At 61.1% G+C, this 17,468-nt stretch carries 18 protein-coding genes; 11 read left to right on the top strand and 7 right to left on the bottom strand.

Annotation, left to right across the window (positions count from 1 at the left end):
* Positions 1-243 precede the first annotated feature (243 nt).
* Both purM and purN read left to right on the top strand, forming a co-directional pair.
* Positions 244-1,317 (top strand): phosphoribosylformylglycinamidine cyclo-ligase, encoded by a 1,074-nt coding sequence (gene purM / locus J0663_RS16375; protein WP_207241347.1) that lies wholly within the window; start codon positions 244-246, stop codon positions 1,315-1,317.
* Positions 1,314-1,985 (top strand): phosphoribosylglycinamide formyltransferase, encoded by a 672-nt coding sequence (gene purN, locus J0663_RS16370; protein ID WP_207241346.1) that lies wholly within the window; start codon positions 1,314-1,316, stop codon positions 1,983-1,985. Before purM ends, purN begins: the two co-directional genes overlap by 4 nt.
* A gap of 787 nt (positions 1,986-2,772) precedes the next feature.
* On the opposite strand, the gene J0663_RS16365 is transcribed toward purN, so the two are convergent.
* The 3 genes from J0663_RS16365 to J0663_RS16355 all read right to left on the bottom strand — a co-directional run bounded on the left by J0663_RS16365 (position 2,773) and on the right by J0663_RS16355 (position 6,879).
* Positions 2,773-3,942, bottom strand: a complete 1,170-nt coding sequence (locus tag J0663_RS16365) for an alpha-D-ribose 1-methylphosphonate 5-triphosphate diphosphatase (RefSeq protein WP_207241345.1) — start codon at positions 3,940-3,942, stop codon at positions 2,773-2,775.
* 145 nt (positions 3,943-4,087) lie between these two features.
* Positions 4,088-4,678 (bottom strand): NUDIX domain-containing protein, encoded by a 591-nt coding sequence (locus tag J0663_RS16360; protein ID WP_207241344.1) that lies wholly within the window; start codon positions 4,676-4,678, stop codon positions 4,088-4,090.
* A complete protein-coding gene (locus J0663_RS16355; RefSeq protein WP_207241343.1) occupies positions 4,675-6,879 on the bottom strand; it encodes a molybdopterin-containing oxidoreductase family protein in 2,205 nt (734 codons plus the stop codon). The genes J0663_RS16360 and J0663_RS16355 overlap by 4 nt, the downstream gene beginning before the upstream one ends.
* A 16-nt stretch (positions 6,880-6,895) precedes the next feature.
* On the opposite strand from J0663_RS16355, the gene J0663_RS16350 reads away from it, so the two are divergent.
* Both J0663_RS16350 and J0663_RS16345 read left to right on the top strand, forming a co-directional pair.
* Complete coding sequence (locus J0663_RS16350; RefSeq protein ID WP_207241342.1) at positions 6,896-7,765, top strand: 23S rRNA (adenine(2030)-N(6))-methyltransferase RlmJ; 870 nt, start codon at positions 6,896-6,898, stop codon at positions 7,763-7,765.
* Between the two features lie 60 nt (positions 7,766-7,825).
* Positions 7,826-8,422, top strand: a complete 597-nt coding sequence (locus tag J0663_RS16345; RefSeq protein ID WP_207241341.1) for a glutathione S-transferase — start codon at positions 7,826-7,828, stop codon at positions 8,420-8,422.
* Positions 8,423-8,515: 93 nt separating this feature from the next.
* Here the strand turns inward: J0663_RS16345 and J0663_RS16340 are convergent, their stop codons facing one another.
* A complete protein-coding gene (locus tag J0663_RS16340; RefSeq protein WP_207241340.1) occupies positions 8,516-9,151 on the bottom strand; it encodes an outer membrane protein in 636 nt (211 codons plus the stop codon).
* A gap of 365 nt (positions 9,152-9,516) precedes the next feature.
* Here J0663_RS16340 and J0663_RS16335 point away from each other — a divergent pair, with 365 nt between their 5' ends.
* The 5 genes from J0663_RS16335 (at position 9,517) to J0663_RS16315 (ending at position 14,035) form a co-directional block, all read left to right on the top strand.
* Positions 9,517-10,284: an SDR family oxidoreductase gene (locus J0663_RS16335; protein ID WP_207241339.1), complete on the top strand. Its 768-nt coding sequence runs from the start codon at positions 9,517-9,519 to the stop codon at positions 10,282-10,284.
* Entirely contained in the window at positions 10,281-12,320 is a 2,040-nt protein-coding gene (gene uvrC, locus J0663_RS16330) for an excinuclease ABC subunit UvrC (protein ID WP_207241338.1), read from the top strand. The genes J0663_RS16335 and uvrC overlap by 4 nt, the downstream gene beginning before the upstream one ends.
* A 167-nt stretch (positions 12,321-12,487) precedes the next feature.
* On the top strand, positions 12,488-13,078 hold the full coding sequence (gene pgsA / locus J0663_RS16325) for a CDP-diacylglycerol--glycerol-3-phosphate 3-phosphatidyltransferase (protein ID WP_207241337.1): 591 nt from the start codon (positions 12,488-12,490) through the stop codon (positions 13,076-13,078).
* Positions 13,075-13,329: a molybdopterin converting factor subunit 1 gene (gene moaD / locus J0663_RS16320; RefSeq protein ID WP_207241336.1), complete on the top strand. Its 255-nt coding sequence runs from the start codon at positions 13,075-13,077 to the stop codon at positions 13,327-13,329. The genes pgsA and moaD overlap by 4 nt, the downstream gene beginning before the upstream one ends.
* 244 nt (positions 13,330-13,573) lie before the next feature.
* Complete coding sequence (locus J0663_RS16315; RefSeq protein WP_207241335.1) at positions 13,574-14,035, top strand: molybdenum cofactor biosynthesis protein MoaE; 462 nt, start codon at positions 13,574-13,576, stop codon at positions 14,033-14,035.
* 44 nt (positions 14,036-14,079) lie between these two features.
* Here J0663_RS16315 and J0663_RS16310 read toward each other — a convergent pair whose 3' ends face one another.
* The gene (locus tag J0663_RS16310; protein WP_207241334.1) at positions 14,080-14,976 is read right to left on the bottom strand and encodes a branched-chain amino acid ABC transporter permease; all 897 of its coding nucleotides are present in this window, start codon (positions 14,974-14,976) and stop codon (positions 14,080-14,082) included.
* 65 nt (positions 14,977-15,041) lie between these two features.
* Here J0663_RS16310 and J0663_RS16305 point away from each other — a divergent pair, with 65 nt between their 5' ends.
* Together J0663_RS16305 and J0663_RS16300 are read left to right on the top strand one after the other, a co-directional pair.
* Entirely contained in the window at positions 15,042-15,587 is a 546-nt protein-coding gene (locus J0663_RS16305) for a CGNR zinc finger domain-containing protein (protein WP_207244521.1), read from the top strand.
* Positions 15,584-16,084 (top strand): hypothetical protein, encoded by a 501-nt coding sequence (locus tag J0663_RS16300; RefSeq protein ID WP_207241333.1) that lies wholly within the window; start codon positions 15,584-15,586, stop codon positions 16,082-16,084. Before J0663_RS16305 ends, J0663_RS16300 begins: the two co-directional genes overlap by 4 nt.
* Positions 16,085-16,171: 87 nt before the next feature.
* Here J0663_RS16300 and ndk read toward each other — a convergent pair whose 3' ends face one another.
* Together ndk and J0663_RS16290 are read right to left on the bottom strand one after the other, a co-directional pair.
* A complete protein-coding gene (gene ndk / locus J0663_RS16295; RefSeq protein ID WP_011424805.1) occupies positions 16,172-16,594 on the bottom strand; it encodes a nucleoside-diphosphate kinase in 423 nt (140 codons plus the stop codon).
* Between the two features lie 81 nt (positions 16,595-16,675).
* Entirely contained in the window at positions 16,676-17,365 is a 690-nt protein-coding gene (locus J0663_RS16290; protein WP_207241332.1) for a glutathione S-transferase family protein, read from the bottom strand.
* Between the last annotated feature and the right edge of the window lie 103 nt (positions 17,366-17,468).

Raw genomic sequence — 17,468 nt, 5'->3', positions numbered from 1 at the left:
GCTTCCCCGCTGATCGCTCGCCGCCGCCAAACGCCCCATCTTATCCGACGCGGCCATTCAGCACATAGGATGCAGGCGCGAAGATGGTCAACCCTGTTGCGCCGAATCCCGGAAAGGCCGGTCGAAGACGCGGGAAATTGGGGGCTTTTCCCATGCAGCGCTTGCATAAACGCCCCTGTCATGCAATTGCGACCGGCAGATGACGCGGTATTGGCCGCCTGAAAATAGCCATCGGAGACCAGCATGAGCCAGTCTGGGAAAAACGGCCTGACCTACAGCGATGCGGGCGTCGACATCGATGCCGGCAACCTCCTCGTCGAGAAGATCAAGCCGGCGGTGCGCTCGACCCGCCGCCCAGGTGCCGACGGCGAGATCGGCGGCTTCGGCGGGCTCTTCGATCTCAAGGCCGCAGGTTTTACCGATCCGGTTCTCGTCGCCGCCAATGACGGCGTCGGTACCAAGCTGAAGATCGCGATCGACGCGGACTACCATGACACCGTCGGCATCGACCTCGTCGCCATGTGCGTCAACGACCTCGTGGTCCAGGGCGCCGAACCGCTGTTCTTCCTCGATTATTTCGCGACCGGCAAGCTCGACCCCGACCAGGGTGCGGCCATCGTCGGCGGCATTGCGGCGGGCTGCCGCGAAGCCGGCTGCGCGCTGATCGGCGGCGAGACGGCCGAGATGCCGGGCATGTATTCCTCCGGCGATTACGATCTCGCCGGCTTTGCCGTGGGTGCTGCCGAACGTGGCAAGCTGCTGCCATCAGGCGATATTGCCGAAGGCGACGTGATCCTCGGCCTCGCCTCTTCCGGCGTCCATTCCAACGGCTTCTCGCTGGTGCGCAAGATCGTCGAACTGTCCGGCCTCGGGTGGGATGCGCCGGCGCCGTTTGCCGAAGGCAGGAAGCTCGGCGAAGCGCTGCTCGAGCCGACCCGCATCTATGTGAAGCCGCTGCTGAAGGCGATCCGCGACACAGGGGCGCTGAAGGCGCTCGCCCATATCACCGGCGGCGGCTTCCCGGAGAATATTCCGCGCGTGCTGCCCAAGCAGCTGGCCGCCGAGATCGATCTTGCCGCCGTCAAGGTGCCATCCGTCTTCTCGTGGCTCGCCAGGACGGGTGGCGTCGAGGCCAAAGAGATGCTGCGCACCTTCAACTGCGGCATCGGCATGATCGTCGTCGTCGCTGAAGAGAACGTCGCCGCCGTATCGCAGGTGCTCGAAACCGAAGGTGAAAACGTCGTGACGCTCGGCCGCATGATCGCCCGCGACGAAGGCGCCGCCGGCACGGTCTACAAGGGTACGCTTGCCCTATGACCATGCCGCGCAAACGCGTCGTCGTCTTCATATCGGGTGGCGGCTCTAACATGATGGCGCTGGTTGCGGCGGCCAAGGCCGCCGATTATCCGGCCGAGGTCGTCGGTGTGATCTCCGACAAGGCGGAGGCCGGCGGGCTTGCCAGGGCTGCTGCCGAAGGCATTGCCACCTTCGCGTTCCCCCGCAAGGACTATGCCAGCAAGGAAGCACATGAGGCGGCGATCTTTTCGGCGCTCGACACGCTCTCCCCCGATATCCTTTGCCTGGCCGGCTACATGCGGCTGCTGACGGCAACCTTCATCCAGCGTTACGAAGGCCGGATGCTCAATATCCACCCTTCCCTGTTGCCGTTGTTCCCCGGCCTGCACACGCATCAGCGCGCCATCGACGCCGGCATGCGGATCGCCGGCTGCACCGTGCATTTCGTCACCGAAGCCATGGACGAGGGCCCGACGATCGGCCAGGCGGCCGTCCCGGTTCTCTCGGGCGACACGGCCGAGAGCCTCGCGGCGCGCGTGTTGACCGTCGAACACCAGATCTATCCGCAGGCGCTGCGGTTGTTTGCCGAGGGCCGGGTGACGATGGAAGACGGCAAGGCAGTCGGCGCTGAAGCTTCGATTGCCGCGCCCAAGGCTCAACTGATTTCGATGATCGGCGACCGCGCTTAGATTGCTGCTCTATTTTCTGCAAACCGGTGACTTTCTCGGGTCTTTCCTAGCTATCTCAACACCGCAGCTTGCGGAAAGCATTGAGCAGCGCCCGCCGCTATGACTTCAAAATAACTTGCAGAGGTCACCAACTGATTCCATCCCGTGGCATCAGGTATTCTTGGTTCTCCTTCTGAGCCACCGCTTGGCCAGCAGAACAATATTTCCAATTATGACGTAAGACGACAAGAACAATAGCGGAAGGTGAATCGCGACTGAGGCTAACTTCCCCTCTCACACAGCGTCTCTACCGAAGATTGACTTGAAATAATCTTGGTTCCGCTTAACATCACAGCAAATGGATAGTTAAAAAATACAAAACATATTACAATAAAGCAAAGATAACCCTATCGTAAAAATAACAAAAAATAACAGAAATCAACGAAATAACGATCAGAACCAATCCCGTGTATTTATATGTAAATATAATTGCATTTAATAACGAAGCAACTGATCTTTCACATTCTATATATCCACCGCCTGCGTAAACTTTCGCGATACCATATTGGTTATCGTAGTAAATTGATAAGACAATTACAGCTATTGTCGCGATTCCACTTAAGACGAGCGGCAGAAGCCCCCACTCCTTGTGCAACAATCTTGGCTCAGATGACATCTTGATTCCGCGTCGTTGGCAGTCTTGTTCCGGAGTTATGTGATAGTCGGGGTACTGTCGACGAGAAAGCCTACTTAGTCGGGATCTCGCCATCTGTGGCAGAAGGGATTATTTCGACGCCTGGAGGTGCGCCTAAGCCGCCAGCGCCCGCAACGGATGCAGCGTGCCGTCGCTGTAGACGAAGCGGCCGGCGCGGAAGGTGGCGCGGATGCGGTTGATATCGCCCGGTTCGACCGCCACCAAATCGGCGCGCTGACCGATGGCGATCTCACCGCGGTCCAGGAGACCGGCGGAGCGGGCGGCATTGCCGGTCGCCATGGCCACGGCTGCCGGAAGTCCGCCTTCCACCCTATCGGCCAGCCTGAAGATGCCGGGTACAAAGGCAGCCGGATGGTAATCGGCGGCGATGACGCTGAGCAGCCCGGCCCTTGCGGCATCGAGGGCGCTGAGATTGCCGGACATTGACTGGCCACGCAGGGCGTTCGGCGCGCCCATCAGCGTCCAGAGGCCGCGGCGGCGCGCTTCTTCGGCCGCAGGTGCGGTGACTGGAAACTCGCTGATGGTGACGCCGAGATGGTGCATCTCGGCGACTTTTTCGACGCTGTCATCGTCATGCGAGGCGAGCGACAGCTTGTGCTTCAGCACCAGCGCCACGATCGCCTTCAGCTTGGCTTCGATTTCGGGATTGTTGCGCATGGCGATGCGCTTGGCGACGATCTCGGCGGCCATTTCCTCGGAGATGGCACGGCGCTCGGATATGCTGAGGATGTAGCTCTGCAGATTGTTGTACTGCCCTTGGCCCGGCGTGTGGTCGGTGAGCGAAACCATGTCGATCTGGTCGGCATTCAGCAGGCGCTCGAGAGCCGGGGCGGCGCCGATATTGGTGATTTCGTAGCGGGCGTGGACGCGGTGGTCGATCAGGAGATTGTCGCGCAACCGGTTGATGCCCTCGATCACGGCGGACGTCGTCTCCAGCGAGCGGACGTGACCATAGACGCTTTCGGTGGCGAAGGAGACGGCGGCAAAGGCCGTCGTGACCCCGGCGGCGGCAAGCTTCTTGTCGAGTTCATGGATGCCGAAATCGATTGGCATCGTCGCGTTCGGCCGCGGCGCGATCTCGCGCTCGATCATGTCGCCGTGCAGGTCGACAAATCCCGGCATCAGCAGCCGCCCGCCGCCATCGATGGCGGCGCTCGCGACCGGCTCCGGCCTGATCTCGGCAATAGCGCCATCCTCAACACGCACGGAACCTTCGCTCACCACCTCGTCCGGGAGAACGAGGGTGAAATTGCTGAGCCACATGGCTTTCTCCTGATCGCATCCGATGATCGACAAGCCGCAGCGGATAGAACCGCTTCGTGACAGTCGTATGAATTTTCGAGCGTTGGCGGCTCAAAGCAGGAGCGGTCATGGGTGCATCCAGCCGTCCCCGAGGCGCCCCTACCCGCTATCTGATCCGATCCCTGTTCAACGCGGCCCACTGCAAAAGCATGATCGTCTTGGCGTCGAAAATCTCCCCGGCCTCAATCATCTGGGCGGCTTCGACGAGCGGGACTTCCAGGACCTCGATATCCTCATGCTCCTCGTCCAGGCCGCCGCCTTCGGCCACACGGTCGGCGGTGTCGATCAGGGCTGCGAAGAAGTGGACGACTTCGGTAATGGCGCCCGGCGACATGTAGCATTTGAAGAGAAAGCGCGCCTCGCGCAGGCGATAACCGGTCTCCTCCATCGCCTCGCGGCGGATCGCCGTCTCAGGATGGTCGTCGTCGAGAAGGCCGGCCGGCACCTCGATCATCCAGGCGGGGTCGCCGTTGACGTGTACCGCCAGGCGGAACTGGCGGACGAGAACGACAAGGTCGCGCTTGGGATCATAGAGCAGGATGCAGGCGGCGGGCGTGCGGTGGTAGACTTCCCGTTTCAGCCGCTGGGTCGCTCCCTTGCGATCGATATAATCGAGCAGATAGCTGCTGAGCCGCGTCCACCCGTTCGACAGCGTTTCCTCGCTCGCGATTTTTACCCGTGATTTCGGCTGCGTCATGCAGCACCCCCACGAAGCCAGACCTTATTGTCGTGCACGGCCGCTCCGCCATAGGGCGCGACCGGGTCGGCACCGGTCAGGACGTTGATGCCCTCCCCGTCCACATGCGCCTTGTTCGGCCAGAGGCCCTCGGCGATCAGCACGCCCGGTTTCACCTCGGTAGTGATACGGGCGTGAATGCGCAGATCGCCGCGGCTGTTGCCGATGCGGACAAGATCGCCGTGTGAAATGCCGCTGGCCTCGGCGTCAACAGGATTGATCATCACTTCGGGCCGGCCCTCCTTCTGACGCGACGTCTTGGTCTCGGAAAAGCTCGAATTCAGAAAGTTGCGCGCCGGCGACGTGGCGAGACGGAAGGGATGCTCGGGATCGGCGACTTCGATGACATCGACCTGATCCGGAAAGGCCGGCAACTCGGCGTGTGGCCCGAGCGCGCCGATCGCGGCCGGCGGTCTGTTCGGCGCCGGCTGATTGATCCAGTCCGGGCGGAAATGGAACTTGCCGTCGGGATGAGCAAAGCCGTTGAGGAAATGGGCGTCCTCGAAAGCCGGCTGGCGATCGAACCATTTGTGTTCGAGGAAATAATCATAATCCGGCAGGTCGCTCGATTGGAGAATGCGGTTAATCATTTCACGAGCGGTGAACCCGAAACCGGGGCGATTGGCGACGCCGAGGCGTTTTGCCAGCTCCTCGATGACGAAGAGATTGGTGCGCACGCTTGGCGGCGGCTCGACCAGCTTCGGTCCCAGCAGGATGTGGTTCTGGCCGCCGGCCCGGTAGATGTCGTCGTGCTCGACGAACATCGTCGCGGGAATGACGATATCGGCGATCTCGGCCGTTTCGGTCATGAACTGCTCATGGACGGCGACGAAGAGATCGTCGCGGGCAAAGCCACGTCTGACGAGGCGCTGCTCGGGAGCGATGTTGGCGGGATTGGTGTTCTGGATCAGCATGGCCGTTACCGGGCCGCGGTGGCGCAACGCCACGGCATCGCCGGTCAGCACCCGGCCGATCTGCGACTGGTCGAGCATGCGGATATCGGCATCCTTCATCGACCGGCCGGTCAGTTCCGCATTGTTCATGCGGAAGATATCGCTGTTCGAATGGAAGGCGCCGCCGCCCTCATACTGCCAGGAACCGAGCACGGTGGCGATCGAGGCGGCCGCATGCATGGCGACCGCACCGTTGCGCTGGCGGGTGAAGCCGTAGCCCAGGCGGAAGAAGGTCTTTTTCGTCGTGCCGACGAGGCGCGCGAAGGCTTCAATCTCCTCGACCGAAAGGCCGGTGATATCAGCCGCCCATTGCGGCGTCTTCGTCTTCAGATGCGCTTCGAGACCGGCCGGATCGTCGGCATATCCAGCCATATAGTCACGATCGGCGTAGCCGTCGCGGAAAGCGATGTGCATGGTGGCGCAGGCGAGTGCGGCGTCGGTGCCCGGCTTGACGATCAGCGCCATGTCGGCCTGCTTCATCGTCGGGTTGTCGTAAATGTCGATGACAACGATCTTCGCGCCGCGCTCCTTGCGCGACCTGATCGCGTGGGTCATCACATTGACCTGGGTCGAGACCGCATTGGTACCCCAGATGACGACGCAATCGGTGCGGCCCATCTCGCGTGGGTCTGGGCCGCGCAGCGTGCCGGTGGCCATGGTGAAGCCGGTCCAGGCCGGATTGGTGCAGATCGACGAGAAGAAGCCGGAATAGCGCTTGGCATGACGCAGGCGGTCGATCGAATCGCGCTGCACCCAGCCCATGGTGCCTGCGTAAAAATATGGCCAAACGGCTTCACTGCCGTCCCTTGCTTCAGCCCTCACAAAGGCCTCAGCAATCTCATCCAGCGCATCGTCCCAGGAAATCTGCTGCCACTGCCCTGCCCCCTTGGCGCCGATGCGGCGCAAGGGATGCATCAGGCGGTCGGGATGGTAGAGCCGCTCGGCATAACGGGCGACCTTGGCGCAGATGACGCCTGACGTGTAGGAATGGTCGCCGGCGCCGCGCACGCGGCCGATGCGGCCGTCTTCTGTTATTTCGACCTCGAGCGCGCAGGTGGAGGGACAGTCATGCGGACAGGCCGTGTGAGCGATCTTGCTATCCTGCTTCGGGGATTTGGCGTCGATGGGGGTCGCAATGTTCATGGCCTTTGTATATTCCAAGCCTTGAACGGCCAAAAGCCAGAAAAACTCCCGATAACGCGAATTCATACGGGCATCAGCGAAAATGAACTACCGCCACATCTACCACGCGGGCAATTTTGCCGATGTGCTGAAACATGCCGTGCTGGCGCGGCTGATCCGCTACATGCAGAAGAAGGAGGGCGCCTTCCGCGTGCTCGACACGCATGCCGGCATCGGCCTCTACGACCTCTCCTCCGAGGAAGCGCAGAAGACAGGAGAATGGGTTGATGGCATCGGCAAGCTGATGCAGGCGGACCTCGGGCCTCAGGTTTCCGAGCTGCTGGAGCCTTACCTTTCGGCCATCCGCGAACTCAATCCTGAAGGCGGCATCCGCTTCTATCCCGGATCGCCAAAACTGGCGCGCATGCTGTTCCGGCCGCAGGACCGGCTGTCGGCGATGGAACTTCATCCCGAAGACTACGCCAGACTGCATCGGCTATTCGAAGGCGATCATCATGCCCGCATCACCGAACTCGACGGCTGGCTGGCGCTCGGCGCCCATCTGCCGCCGAAGGAAAAGCGCGGCATCGTCCTCGTCGATCCGCCCTTCGAGGAAGAGGACGAATATCAGCGCCTGGCCAAGGGGCTGGAAAGGGCCTATCGCCGTTTTCCGGGCGGCACCTATTGCCTGTGGTATCCGCTGAAGAAGGGCGCGCCCATCAAGGAATTTCACGAGATGCTGCAGGCGCTCGACATTCCCAAAACGCTCTGCGCCGAGCTCACCGTGCGCAGCGACCGCGGCACCACCGGCCTGACCGGCTCCGGCCTCGTCATCGTCAATCCGCCCTTCACGCTGAAGGACGAGTTGCACCGGTTGCTGCCTGCCTTGAAGGATCATCTGGCGCAGGATCGGTTTGCCTCGCATCGCGCCTTCTGGCTGCGCGGCGAGAACAAGGCGGTGAAGGACGATTGACCAGCTAATCGCCTTCAGGAATAGTCCGCGCCGCAGATTCACAATCTCGTCAGGTGTCCCATGAAGCTCCTCTGCTCGCCCGCCTCGCCCTATTCCAGCAAAGTGCGGATGGCTGCGCATTTTTTGGGTATCGAGATCAATGCCATCCGGGTCGATACCAATACCGGACCGGCGATCCTGGTGGACAACAATCCACTCGGCAAAATCCCCACGCTCCTGACCGATGACGGGGGCTCGATCTTCGACAGCGTCGCGATCATGCATTATTTCGACCGGCTGACGAAGGGCGGGCTCTACCCTTCGAAGAAAGGCAAGCGCACCGATGTGGAAGTTTTGGAAGCGCTGTGTGACGGGATCTGCGACTGCCTGCTGGCGATCGTCTACGAGCGCCGCTTCCGCGACGAGGAAAAGGTCCATCAGCCCTGGATCGACAGGCAATGGAAGAAGGCGACAGCCGGGCTCGCTCATCTCGGCGCCAATCCACCGAAGGTCGGCAAGACGCTCAACGGCGGACATTTCGCGCTGGCCGCCACGCTCGACTATCTCGACCTGCGCTTCAAGGACCAATGGGAAGCCGATCACGCGCCGCTGATCGACTGGCTGGCGCAGTTCGAAAAGAAATTCCCCGCCCATCGCGAACTGAAGGCCAGCGCCTGATCCGAAAATCACGGAGCGTCTGCAAACAACGCGTGAACAGCAAAAAAGCCGGGCAATGAACCCGGCTTTTTTGTGTATGAATGTTCAGTCGGCTTAGAACTTGACGCCGATACCGAGCTTGACGCTGTTCTCGTCATAACCGCGCGAGAAGCTGCCGGAGTCGAGGTCATAATCCTTGCTCTGGTAATCGGTGTAGCGATATTCCAGGCGCGTCGTGATGTTGTTGGTCACGAAGGCTTCGACACCGGCGCCGACCGTATAGCCATAGTTCGTCTTGCTTTCGTCCGAGGTGCCGTCGGAAACCTTGACGTCGCCGATAGCCAGACCGGCCGTGCCGTAGAGCAGGAAGGGGTTCATGTCGTAGCCGACGCGGCCACGGACGGAGCCGTTCCAGCCATACTTGTTCTCGACACCGCCCGAAGAAACGTCGTCGCCACTGTAGCCGAGGTCGGCTTCAACGCCGTAGACGATCTGGCCGGCCTGCCAGTTATAGCCGGTGAAGACCTGGCCGCCGAAACCATAGGTGTGGCGATCGGAACCGAAGTCACCCATGTTGTAGGTGCCGGCGCCGCCGAGATAGAAGCCTTCCCAGTTGCCGGCCGGCTTGACCGGAGCGTCCTGGGCGACCGGTGCTTCCGGAACCTGATCGACGGCATCGGCCGCCTGAGCTGCCGAGACGCCCGCGATTGCAAAAGCAGAGGCCATGAGGCCAGCAATGAGTACACGCATACTTTTCTCCTTTCAGTCCCGCGCCGCTTATCATCTGTCTCTCAGCGAAGCATTGGCGGGGAAATTGCCAGATGTCCCTTCCGGATCGAGACTGAAATTGGAACTGAAATGCGGATTTCAAAGAGCCAAATTGTGATATGATTGTGGCCGCCGCATGGCCGAAATTCGATGTTGCTTGAGAGCAACATACATTTCATTAACCATACTGAATGGTTAATCTTAAAATACTTATTTTAATAAATGACATTCTTAAATAATACATAGAATATCCTGGCCGCCAACGCAACCGCAGCGGCCTATTTATATAATCTCAGCCGACCCCTATATAGTCTGCAACCAGACTCATGGGATCAGAAGGCAAGATTTTGAACTACAAAAGACTTCGCTCGGCCCTCATAACCGGGGCTGCAAAGAGAATAGGCCGGGCAATCGCCGAAGACCTTGCTGCACACGGCTTTTCCGTCGCGATCCACGCCAACGGCTCCTTCGGCGAGGCCGAAGAGCTGGCGGCGGAATTGCGGCGAAAGGGACAGAAGGCGATCGCGCTCAAGGCCGACCTTACCGACACCGGCGAAGCGGGTGAGCTGGTCGCAAAGGCATCGGACGCGCTCGGGCCGCTCGATCTGCTCGTCAACAACGCGTCGGTCTTCCAGCATGATTCCGCCCGCAGTTTCAACGCTGCCACATGGGCGCTGCACTTCGACCTGCATGTGCGCGCGCCCTCCATCCTGGCCGCGGCGTTTGCCGAACAGCTGCCCGATGATGCGACCGGACAGATCGTCAACGTCATCGACCAGCGGGTCTGGGCGCTGAGACCCAGCTTCTATTCCTATACCCTCTCCAAGTCGGCGCTGTGGACGGCGACGCAGACGCTTGCCCAAGCATTGGCGCCGCGCATCCGTGTCAATTCCATCGGCCCCGGCCCCTCGATGCCGAGCGAGCGTCAGGCGCTGGAGGACTTCCAAGCGCAGGTTTCAGCCCTTATTCTGCAGCGAGGGCCGGCACTGGAGGAATTCGGACAAACGATTCGCTTCCTCTACGACACGCCCTCGATCACCGGCCAAATGATTGCCCTCGATGGCGGCCAGCACCTTGCCTGGCAGACGCCCGATGTGGCGGAGATTACGGAATGAACGGACGAAAGCTGCCGGATGGCGGCGTTCTCTACGACGAGACGGATGAGAGCGAAGACGATATCGAGGTGGAAGGCGACGTTTCCGCCTCGTCTCTTGCGGCAGCGGTCGATTGGAACGCCGGCAGCCTCAACGAGACCGGGCTTACCGGCGCGGATCTGATTGGCGAATTCGTCAAGCGTCTGCCGAACAGCCCCGGCGTCTACCGCATGTTCAATGCCGACGGCGACGTGCTGTATGTCGGCAAGGCGCGCAGCCTGAAGAAGCGCGTCGGCAATTATGCCGTCGGCCGCGTGCATTCTAACCGCATCGCCCAAATGGTCCGCCAGACGGCGAACATGGAATTCGTGACGACGCGCACGGAAACCGAGGCGCTGCTTCTGGAAGCGAATCTGATCAAGCGCTTGCGGCCGCGCTTTAACGTACTGCTTCGCGACGACAAGTCCTTTCCCTATATCCTCATCACCGGAGATCACCGGGCGCCTGCCATTTTCAAGCATCGCGGCGCAAGGGCGCGAAAGGGCGATTATTTCGGACCTTTCGCCTCGGCCGGAGCGGTCGGGCGCACGATCAACTCGCTGCAGCGCGCCTTTCTGATCCGCACCTGCACCGACAGCGTCTTCGAAACGCGCACACGCCCCTGCCTGCTCTACCAGATCAAGCGCTGTTCCGGGCCCTGCACGCACGAAGTCAGCGACGAGGCTTACGCCGAACTGGTGCAGGAGGCGAAGGACTTCCTGTCCGGCAAGAGCCAGAAGGTGAAATCGCATATGGCCGAAGCGATGAACCAGGCGGCCGAAGATCTCGACTTCGAGCGGGCGGCGATCTATCGCGACCGCCTGGCGGCCCTGTCGCACGTGCAGAGCCATCAGGGCATTAATCCGGCCGGCGTCGAGGAGGCTGACGTTTTCGCCATCCATCACGAAGGCGGCGTCTCATGCATCCAGGTATTCTTCTTCCGCACCGGCCAGAACTGGGGCAATCGCGCCTATTTCCCCAAGGCAGATCCGCAGCTGTCCAGCGCCGAAGTGCTGAACGCCTTTCTCGCGCAATTCTACGACGACAAGCCGGTGCCGAAGCAGATCATGCTATCGGAAACGGTCGAGGAACTGGAGCTTCTCGCCGCGGCGCTCAGCGAAAAGGCCGGACATAAGGTTTCGATCCTCGTGCCACAGCGCGGCGAGAAGCGCGACCTCGTCGAACACGTCGTCGGCAATGCGCGCGAGGCGCATGGGCGAAAGCTTGCCGAGACGGCGTCGCAATCGCGCCTGCTCGAAGGTTTTAAGGAGACATTCGGGCTCACCTATGCGCCGCAGCGCATCGAGATCTACGACAACTCGCACATCATGGGCACCAATGCCGTCGGCGGCATGGTGGTGGCAGGGCCGGAAGGCTTCGTGAAGAACCAATACCGCAAGTTCAACATCAAATCGACCGACATCACCCCCGGCGACGATTTCGGCATGATGAAGGAGGTAATGACGCGGCGGTTCTCGCGGCTGATCAAGGAGGAAGGCATTCCCGACCGGACGGCCCAGGCGGCCGCCGTCGACGCTGCCGATATGCCTTTCCCCGCCTGGCCCGACGTGATCCTGATCGACGGCGGCCAGGGGCAGATGACGGCAGTGCGCGCCATCCTTGCCGAGCTCGGCATCACCGACAGCGTGACGGCGATCGGCATCGCCAAGGGTGTCGACCGCGATGCCGGGCGCGAGCGCTTCTTTCCGCCGGGGCGCGAGAGCTTCACCCTGCCGCCGCGCGATCCGGTGCTCTACTTCATCCAGCGCATGCGCGACGAAGCCCACCGTTTCGCCATCGGCTCGCACCGGGCGCGGCGCAAGAAGGAAATGGTCAAGAACCCGCTCGACGAGATCGGCGGCATCGGCCCGTCACGCAAACGCGCTCTGCTCCAGCATTTCGGCACGGCGAAGGCGGTTTCGCGCGCCGCTCTTTCCGACCTGATGGCGGTTGAGGGAATCTCGGAAGCGGTCGCCAAGCAAGTTTACAACCATTTCCACGACGACGCCGCGAAATAGCCGGCGTCCGTCGTAAATTCCACGCAAAGGCAGTGAAAAGACAGAAAGAATGTTGACGGTCTGCGGTCAAAGCCGTCATCTACCGCATCGGCGCCCCGAAAATCGGAATCGATTTTCGTAAAGACGCGCGGCGCTGTAGCGGCGCATCAATTCAGAGAAACGATCCCATGGCATCGCGTGCGTACAGCCTTCCCAACCTTCTGACTTACGGCCGCATCCTCGCCGTGCCGCTGATCGTTCTCTGCTTCTTCATCGAGGGCAGGCTGTCGATCAGCAATACTGCGCGCTGGGTGGCGCTGTGGATCTTCATCATCGCCTCGATTACCGATTTCCTCGACGGCTATCTCGCGCGCATCTGGAACCAGACATCGAATATCGGCCGGATGCTCGACCCGATCGCCGACAAGCTGCTGGTCGCTTCGATCCTGCTCCTGGTTGCGGCCGATCAGACCATCGCCGGCTGGTCGATCTGGGCGGCGATCACCATTCTCTGCCGCGAAATCCTGGTTTCCGGGCTGCGCGAATATCTGGCGGCACTCAAGGTCAGCGTGCCGGTGACGCGGATCGCCAAATGGAAGACGACGCTGCAGCTCGTCGCCATCGCCTTCCTGCTCGCGGGACCTGCCGGCGACGAGATTTTCCCCTATACGACGCAGACGGGCATTGCGCTCTTGTGGATCGCAGCACTGCTGACCATCTATACCGGCTACGACTATTTCCGTGCCGGGCTGAAACATATCGTGGATGACGAGGAATGACGCGGCTTGTCTATTTCGCCTGGGTGCGTGAGCGCATCGGCAAGGGTGAGGAGGAGATCGACCTCCCCTCTTCCGTCGTCACCGTGGCCGATCTTCTGAATCATTTGAAGACGCTGGGCGAGGAATATGAAGCCGCACTTCAATATCCCGAGGTGATCCGCGTGGCTCTCAACATGGAGCATGTGGAGCATGATGAGCCGATCGCAGGGGCGCGGGAGATCGGGATTTTTCCGCCGATGACGGGGGGGTGAGACCTGGTCCGCTTGGGCTTGGGAAAACTGACGATGGCTGAGACTGCGTCTTCCTTTCTCTCCCTCATTCCTGTGCTTGTCACAGGAATCCAGTGCGCCCAAGTCCTTGGGCGCGAAAGAAGCAATCGTCGGAGGAAAGAGTCATTCACCGCGCGGACGCGCGGTGGCTGGATTCCTGTGACAAGCACAGGAATGAGGAAGACCGGGTTAGCGATGACCTTCCAAATCGACGGAGGTCTGTAAAGTGACCACCACCCCCACCATCCGCGTCCAGCACGAAGACTTCGACCTCCAGACCGAGATCGATCTCCTCTCCAAGGGCAAAGCCGGCATCGGCGCCGTCGTGACCTTCTCCGGCCTCTGCCGCGATGAAGGCGGCACGCTGGCGGCGCTCGAACTCGAGCATTATCCCGGCATGGCCGAAGCCGAGATGACCCGCATCGGTGAACTCGCCATTACGCGTTTCGGGCTCCTCGGGCTGACCGCCATCCACCGCTACGGCAAGATCGCCCCCGGCGGGAATATCGTACTCGTCGTCGCCGCCGCGCCGCACCGGCAGGCGGCGTTCGACGGCGCCAATTTCGTCATGGATTTCCTGAAGACCGCCGCTCCCTTCTGGAAGAAGGAACATGGCACAGATGGTTCCGCCGGGGATTGGGTCGCGGCGAAAGACGCCGACGATGCCGCGCGCGACAAGTGGAAATGATCAGAGCATGATGCAGAGTGTAAGCGGTTTTCTTATGCTCCATTCTAAAGGACGACGCGCTCCCTGCGGCTCATGACTAGGAGCAGGACGAGCAGTGAGAAGATGACGAGATCCCGCCAGACGAAGGGTCCATAGGCACCCCACAGGGTTTCGACGAGGGCAAGGCCGGCGGCACCGCCCGCCGAGCGCAGCGGATCGGAATAGCCGCCGACGGCTGCGATCAGCAGCACCTTCAGCCCGAACATCAGGCCGGCGCCGAAATCCATCGAGCCGTAATAGAAGGTCGCAAGGATGCCACAGAGCGTGGCGACGAGGGCGGCGGCTGTATAAGCGACGAGAAAGACGCGACTGGCGCTGGTGCCGCAAAGCTCGGCGGCCAGAGGATCGTCGGTGACGGCCCGCCAGAACCTGCCCCAGGCTGTGCGCCTGAGGATCAGCGTCCCGATCGCGACGATGGCGCACATCAGCGCAGTGTCGATCAGCTGGATATAGGTCAGCGTCACTTTGAACGGGCCGTCGCTCCAGAAGACGACGACATCGTTCAGGAACGGCGGCAGCCAGATGGCGCGTGTATCGGCAGCAAGCCGGGCGGTCTCCATGAGCACGATCATGATGCCGAGAGCGGCAACGATGACGGTGTTCGGCGATTTGCAAGCAAGCGGCAGCATGATCGAGCGACCGATCCAGAGGCCCGCCGCCAGTGAATAGACGATGGCCGCGCAAGCGCCGATGGCAAGGGCGGCCGGCAGCACCAGCCAGAACCTGACATAGGCGAGCTCGGTGAAGAGCAGCAGGATCTGGCCTGAGAATGCGAAGATCGCCCCATAGGTGATGTCGGCCCGCTTGGTCACGCCGAAGGCGACCGCATAACCGAAGGCGAGCGCGGCATAGAGGGCGGCAAGTGGAACCGCATTCGCCAGTTGCTGCAGAAGATAGGCCATTCCCCGAGACTCCGCGTCGATAAATTATAACTGGTAAAACCTATTTCACCAGTTATAATTTGACGATGAGCTTTTCCTGGACCCCTCACCGCTTTGCGGGTGGCGCACTGGCGCTCGATGTCGCCAACAGCATCGTTCTGCGCCACGACGCGGCGCGGCGCATCGACCGCTTCGCCAGTCAGGAGCAGATGCAGAGCTTTCCGCGCGCCGCCGCGCAATTCTGCGCCGAACGCGCCCTGTTCGGCGAGATCGCGCCGGTGGCTGTAGGCGACGAGGCCGATTTCATCGCGCTGCGGGAAGCGATCGACCGCTACTTCCGCAAGCGTATACTGGATGGCGGCGACGACCAATTATTGGCCGCGTTGCTGGCAGCGCTGGCTAAAACGTTGCGCGAAGCAAGACCCGGCAACGTGGCCGCGGCGACCGCCCATTCGGTGCTCAGGCTGATCGCCATGCCCGATCCGGAGCGCATGAAGATCTGCGGCAATTGCGGCTGGCTGTTCATCGACCGCAGCAAGAACAGGAGCCGGGCCTGGTGCGACATGGCGGTCTGCGGCAACCGCGCCAAGGCGAACCGACACTATCGCCGCAAGAAGGAGGAGGCGCCATGAGGAAACATCTGATCGCAGCGGCTGCAACGAGCCTTCTGCTTGCCGCCTGCCAGCGGCAGGCCGAAAACCTGGTCGAGGTCACCGGCCACCTCTTCGTCTTCAACTATAGGGTAGCGAGCGCCACCTATTTGCTGACGCTGAAGAAGACGGGGCCAATCCCCGACGGCTCTGCGATCATAGCCGAGTTCGAAAACCCGCAAGGCGGCGCCCCGCTGGTGCTGAACCAGAAGATCTATCCGATCGACGACAAGATCGCGCTGCAGAGCCAAAACCTGCACTGCGTGCGCAAGGACCGCCCCTATACGGTGAATGTCCGGCTGGTCGACAAGGACGGCAAGGTGCTGCAGGAATTGAAGATTGAGTTCCGCTCCGACCTCGACCAGACTGTGCTGCCGAGCAAACCGCTCGTCGTCGGCGCGCTCTACGAAAAGAACCCCGAGGTCTTCAAGCCCGACGGCAGCGTCGATTTCTCGAACACCGATAAATGCCCGGCATAGAAAAAGCGCACAATAGGAAAAGCCGGAGCATGCCCCGGCTTTCGAGAGTCAATTCAAAGCATTGCAAGCCAATGCCGAAGCTTGGCTTCAGCCGACGATTTCGGTATCGGAGAACCAGTACTTGATTTCCTGGGCAGCCGTTTCCGGAGCGTCGGAGCCGTGAACGGAGTTTTCGCCGATCGACAAAGCGTGAACCTTGCGAATCGTGCCTTCGGCGGCGTTTGCCGGGTTGGTCGCGCCCATGATCTCGCGGTTCTTGAGGATCGCGCCCTCACCTTCCAGAACCTGGACGACGGTCGGGCCGGAGGTCATGCCTTCAACGAGTTCGCCGAAGAAGGGGCGATCCTTGTGAACGGCGTAAAAGCCTTCGGCTTCGCGACGGCTCATCCAGACGCGCTTGGAGGCGACGACGCGCAGGCCGGCATCTTCGAGCATCTTGGTGATGGCGCCCGTCAGGTTGCGCTTGGTTGCGTCAGGCTTGATCATCGAGAAGGTGCGTTCAATCGCCATAGTCAAATCCTCTGTTTTCTCGGGAAAAGTGGGCGGTCTTTACCCGCCCCAACGCCCGAAAACAAGAGGCCGGCGGCAATTTCACGCCGCTGTCACAGTCCGGCCGCGGCTTTCGTGGAGATCGAGGCAGCGTTCGAACCAGGCGATGACAGGATCGTCGGCGGCCAGCATGGCGAGACCGGCGGAGACTCGCAGCCATTGCAGCGCGCCGAACACGATATAGTCGGCAAAGAGCGGCCCCTGGCCGCCGATGAAGGGCTGGAACTTCAGCATATGCCGGAGCGGCTCCAGCTTGGTGCCGAAGGCAGCCTTCTCCGCCTCGCTGTCGGCGGCAAACACTTCCAGCGGTTTACCGAGCCTGACCTCGCGGCTTTGCCGAAAATAGGCCTTATCGCCCTCGTCGAGGATGGCATGGATATCGAGAAGGGCGATGCGCATAATCGCCGGATGGATGATCATCTGCGAATAGCCTTCCACCATGCGCGACAGCGCCTTGCCGCCTTCGCCGCCGAACAGCGACGGACGCTCGGGATAAGTCTCTTCCAGATAAAGGGCGATGTCGAAACTGTCCGAGACCAGCCGGCCGTTGTCGTCGAGCACCGGCACGGTCGAGGACACGCCGCCGCCGATCTCGCGGATGCGGGCGTAGGTCGTCGGGATTTCCTCGAAATCGAGTCCCTTATGCGCCAGCGCCATCACCGCCTTCCAGCAATGGGGCGAAAAGAAGCGCCGTTCGTCGGCGCCGCAGAGGGAATAGAGGGCTCTCGTCATAACAGTCCTTTCGAAATCACGGCTCCATCCATTCGACGACAGAAAGCGTCTGCGATCAAATCAGGAAATTTCATGGGCGCATCACTGCGATTTGCAGGCAAAC

It is taken from the genome of Rhizobium lentis, from assembly GCF_017352135.1.
In the GTDB taxonomy this organism is placed as follows: domain Bacteria; phylum Pseudomonadota; class Alphaproteobacteria; order Rhizobiales; family Rhizobiaceae; genus Rhizobium; species Rhizobium lentis.
Note: the sequence above shows the minus strand (reverse complement) of the source record. Positions and strands in the feature narration are given on the sequence as shown.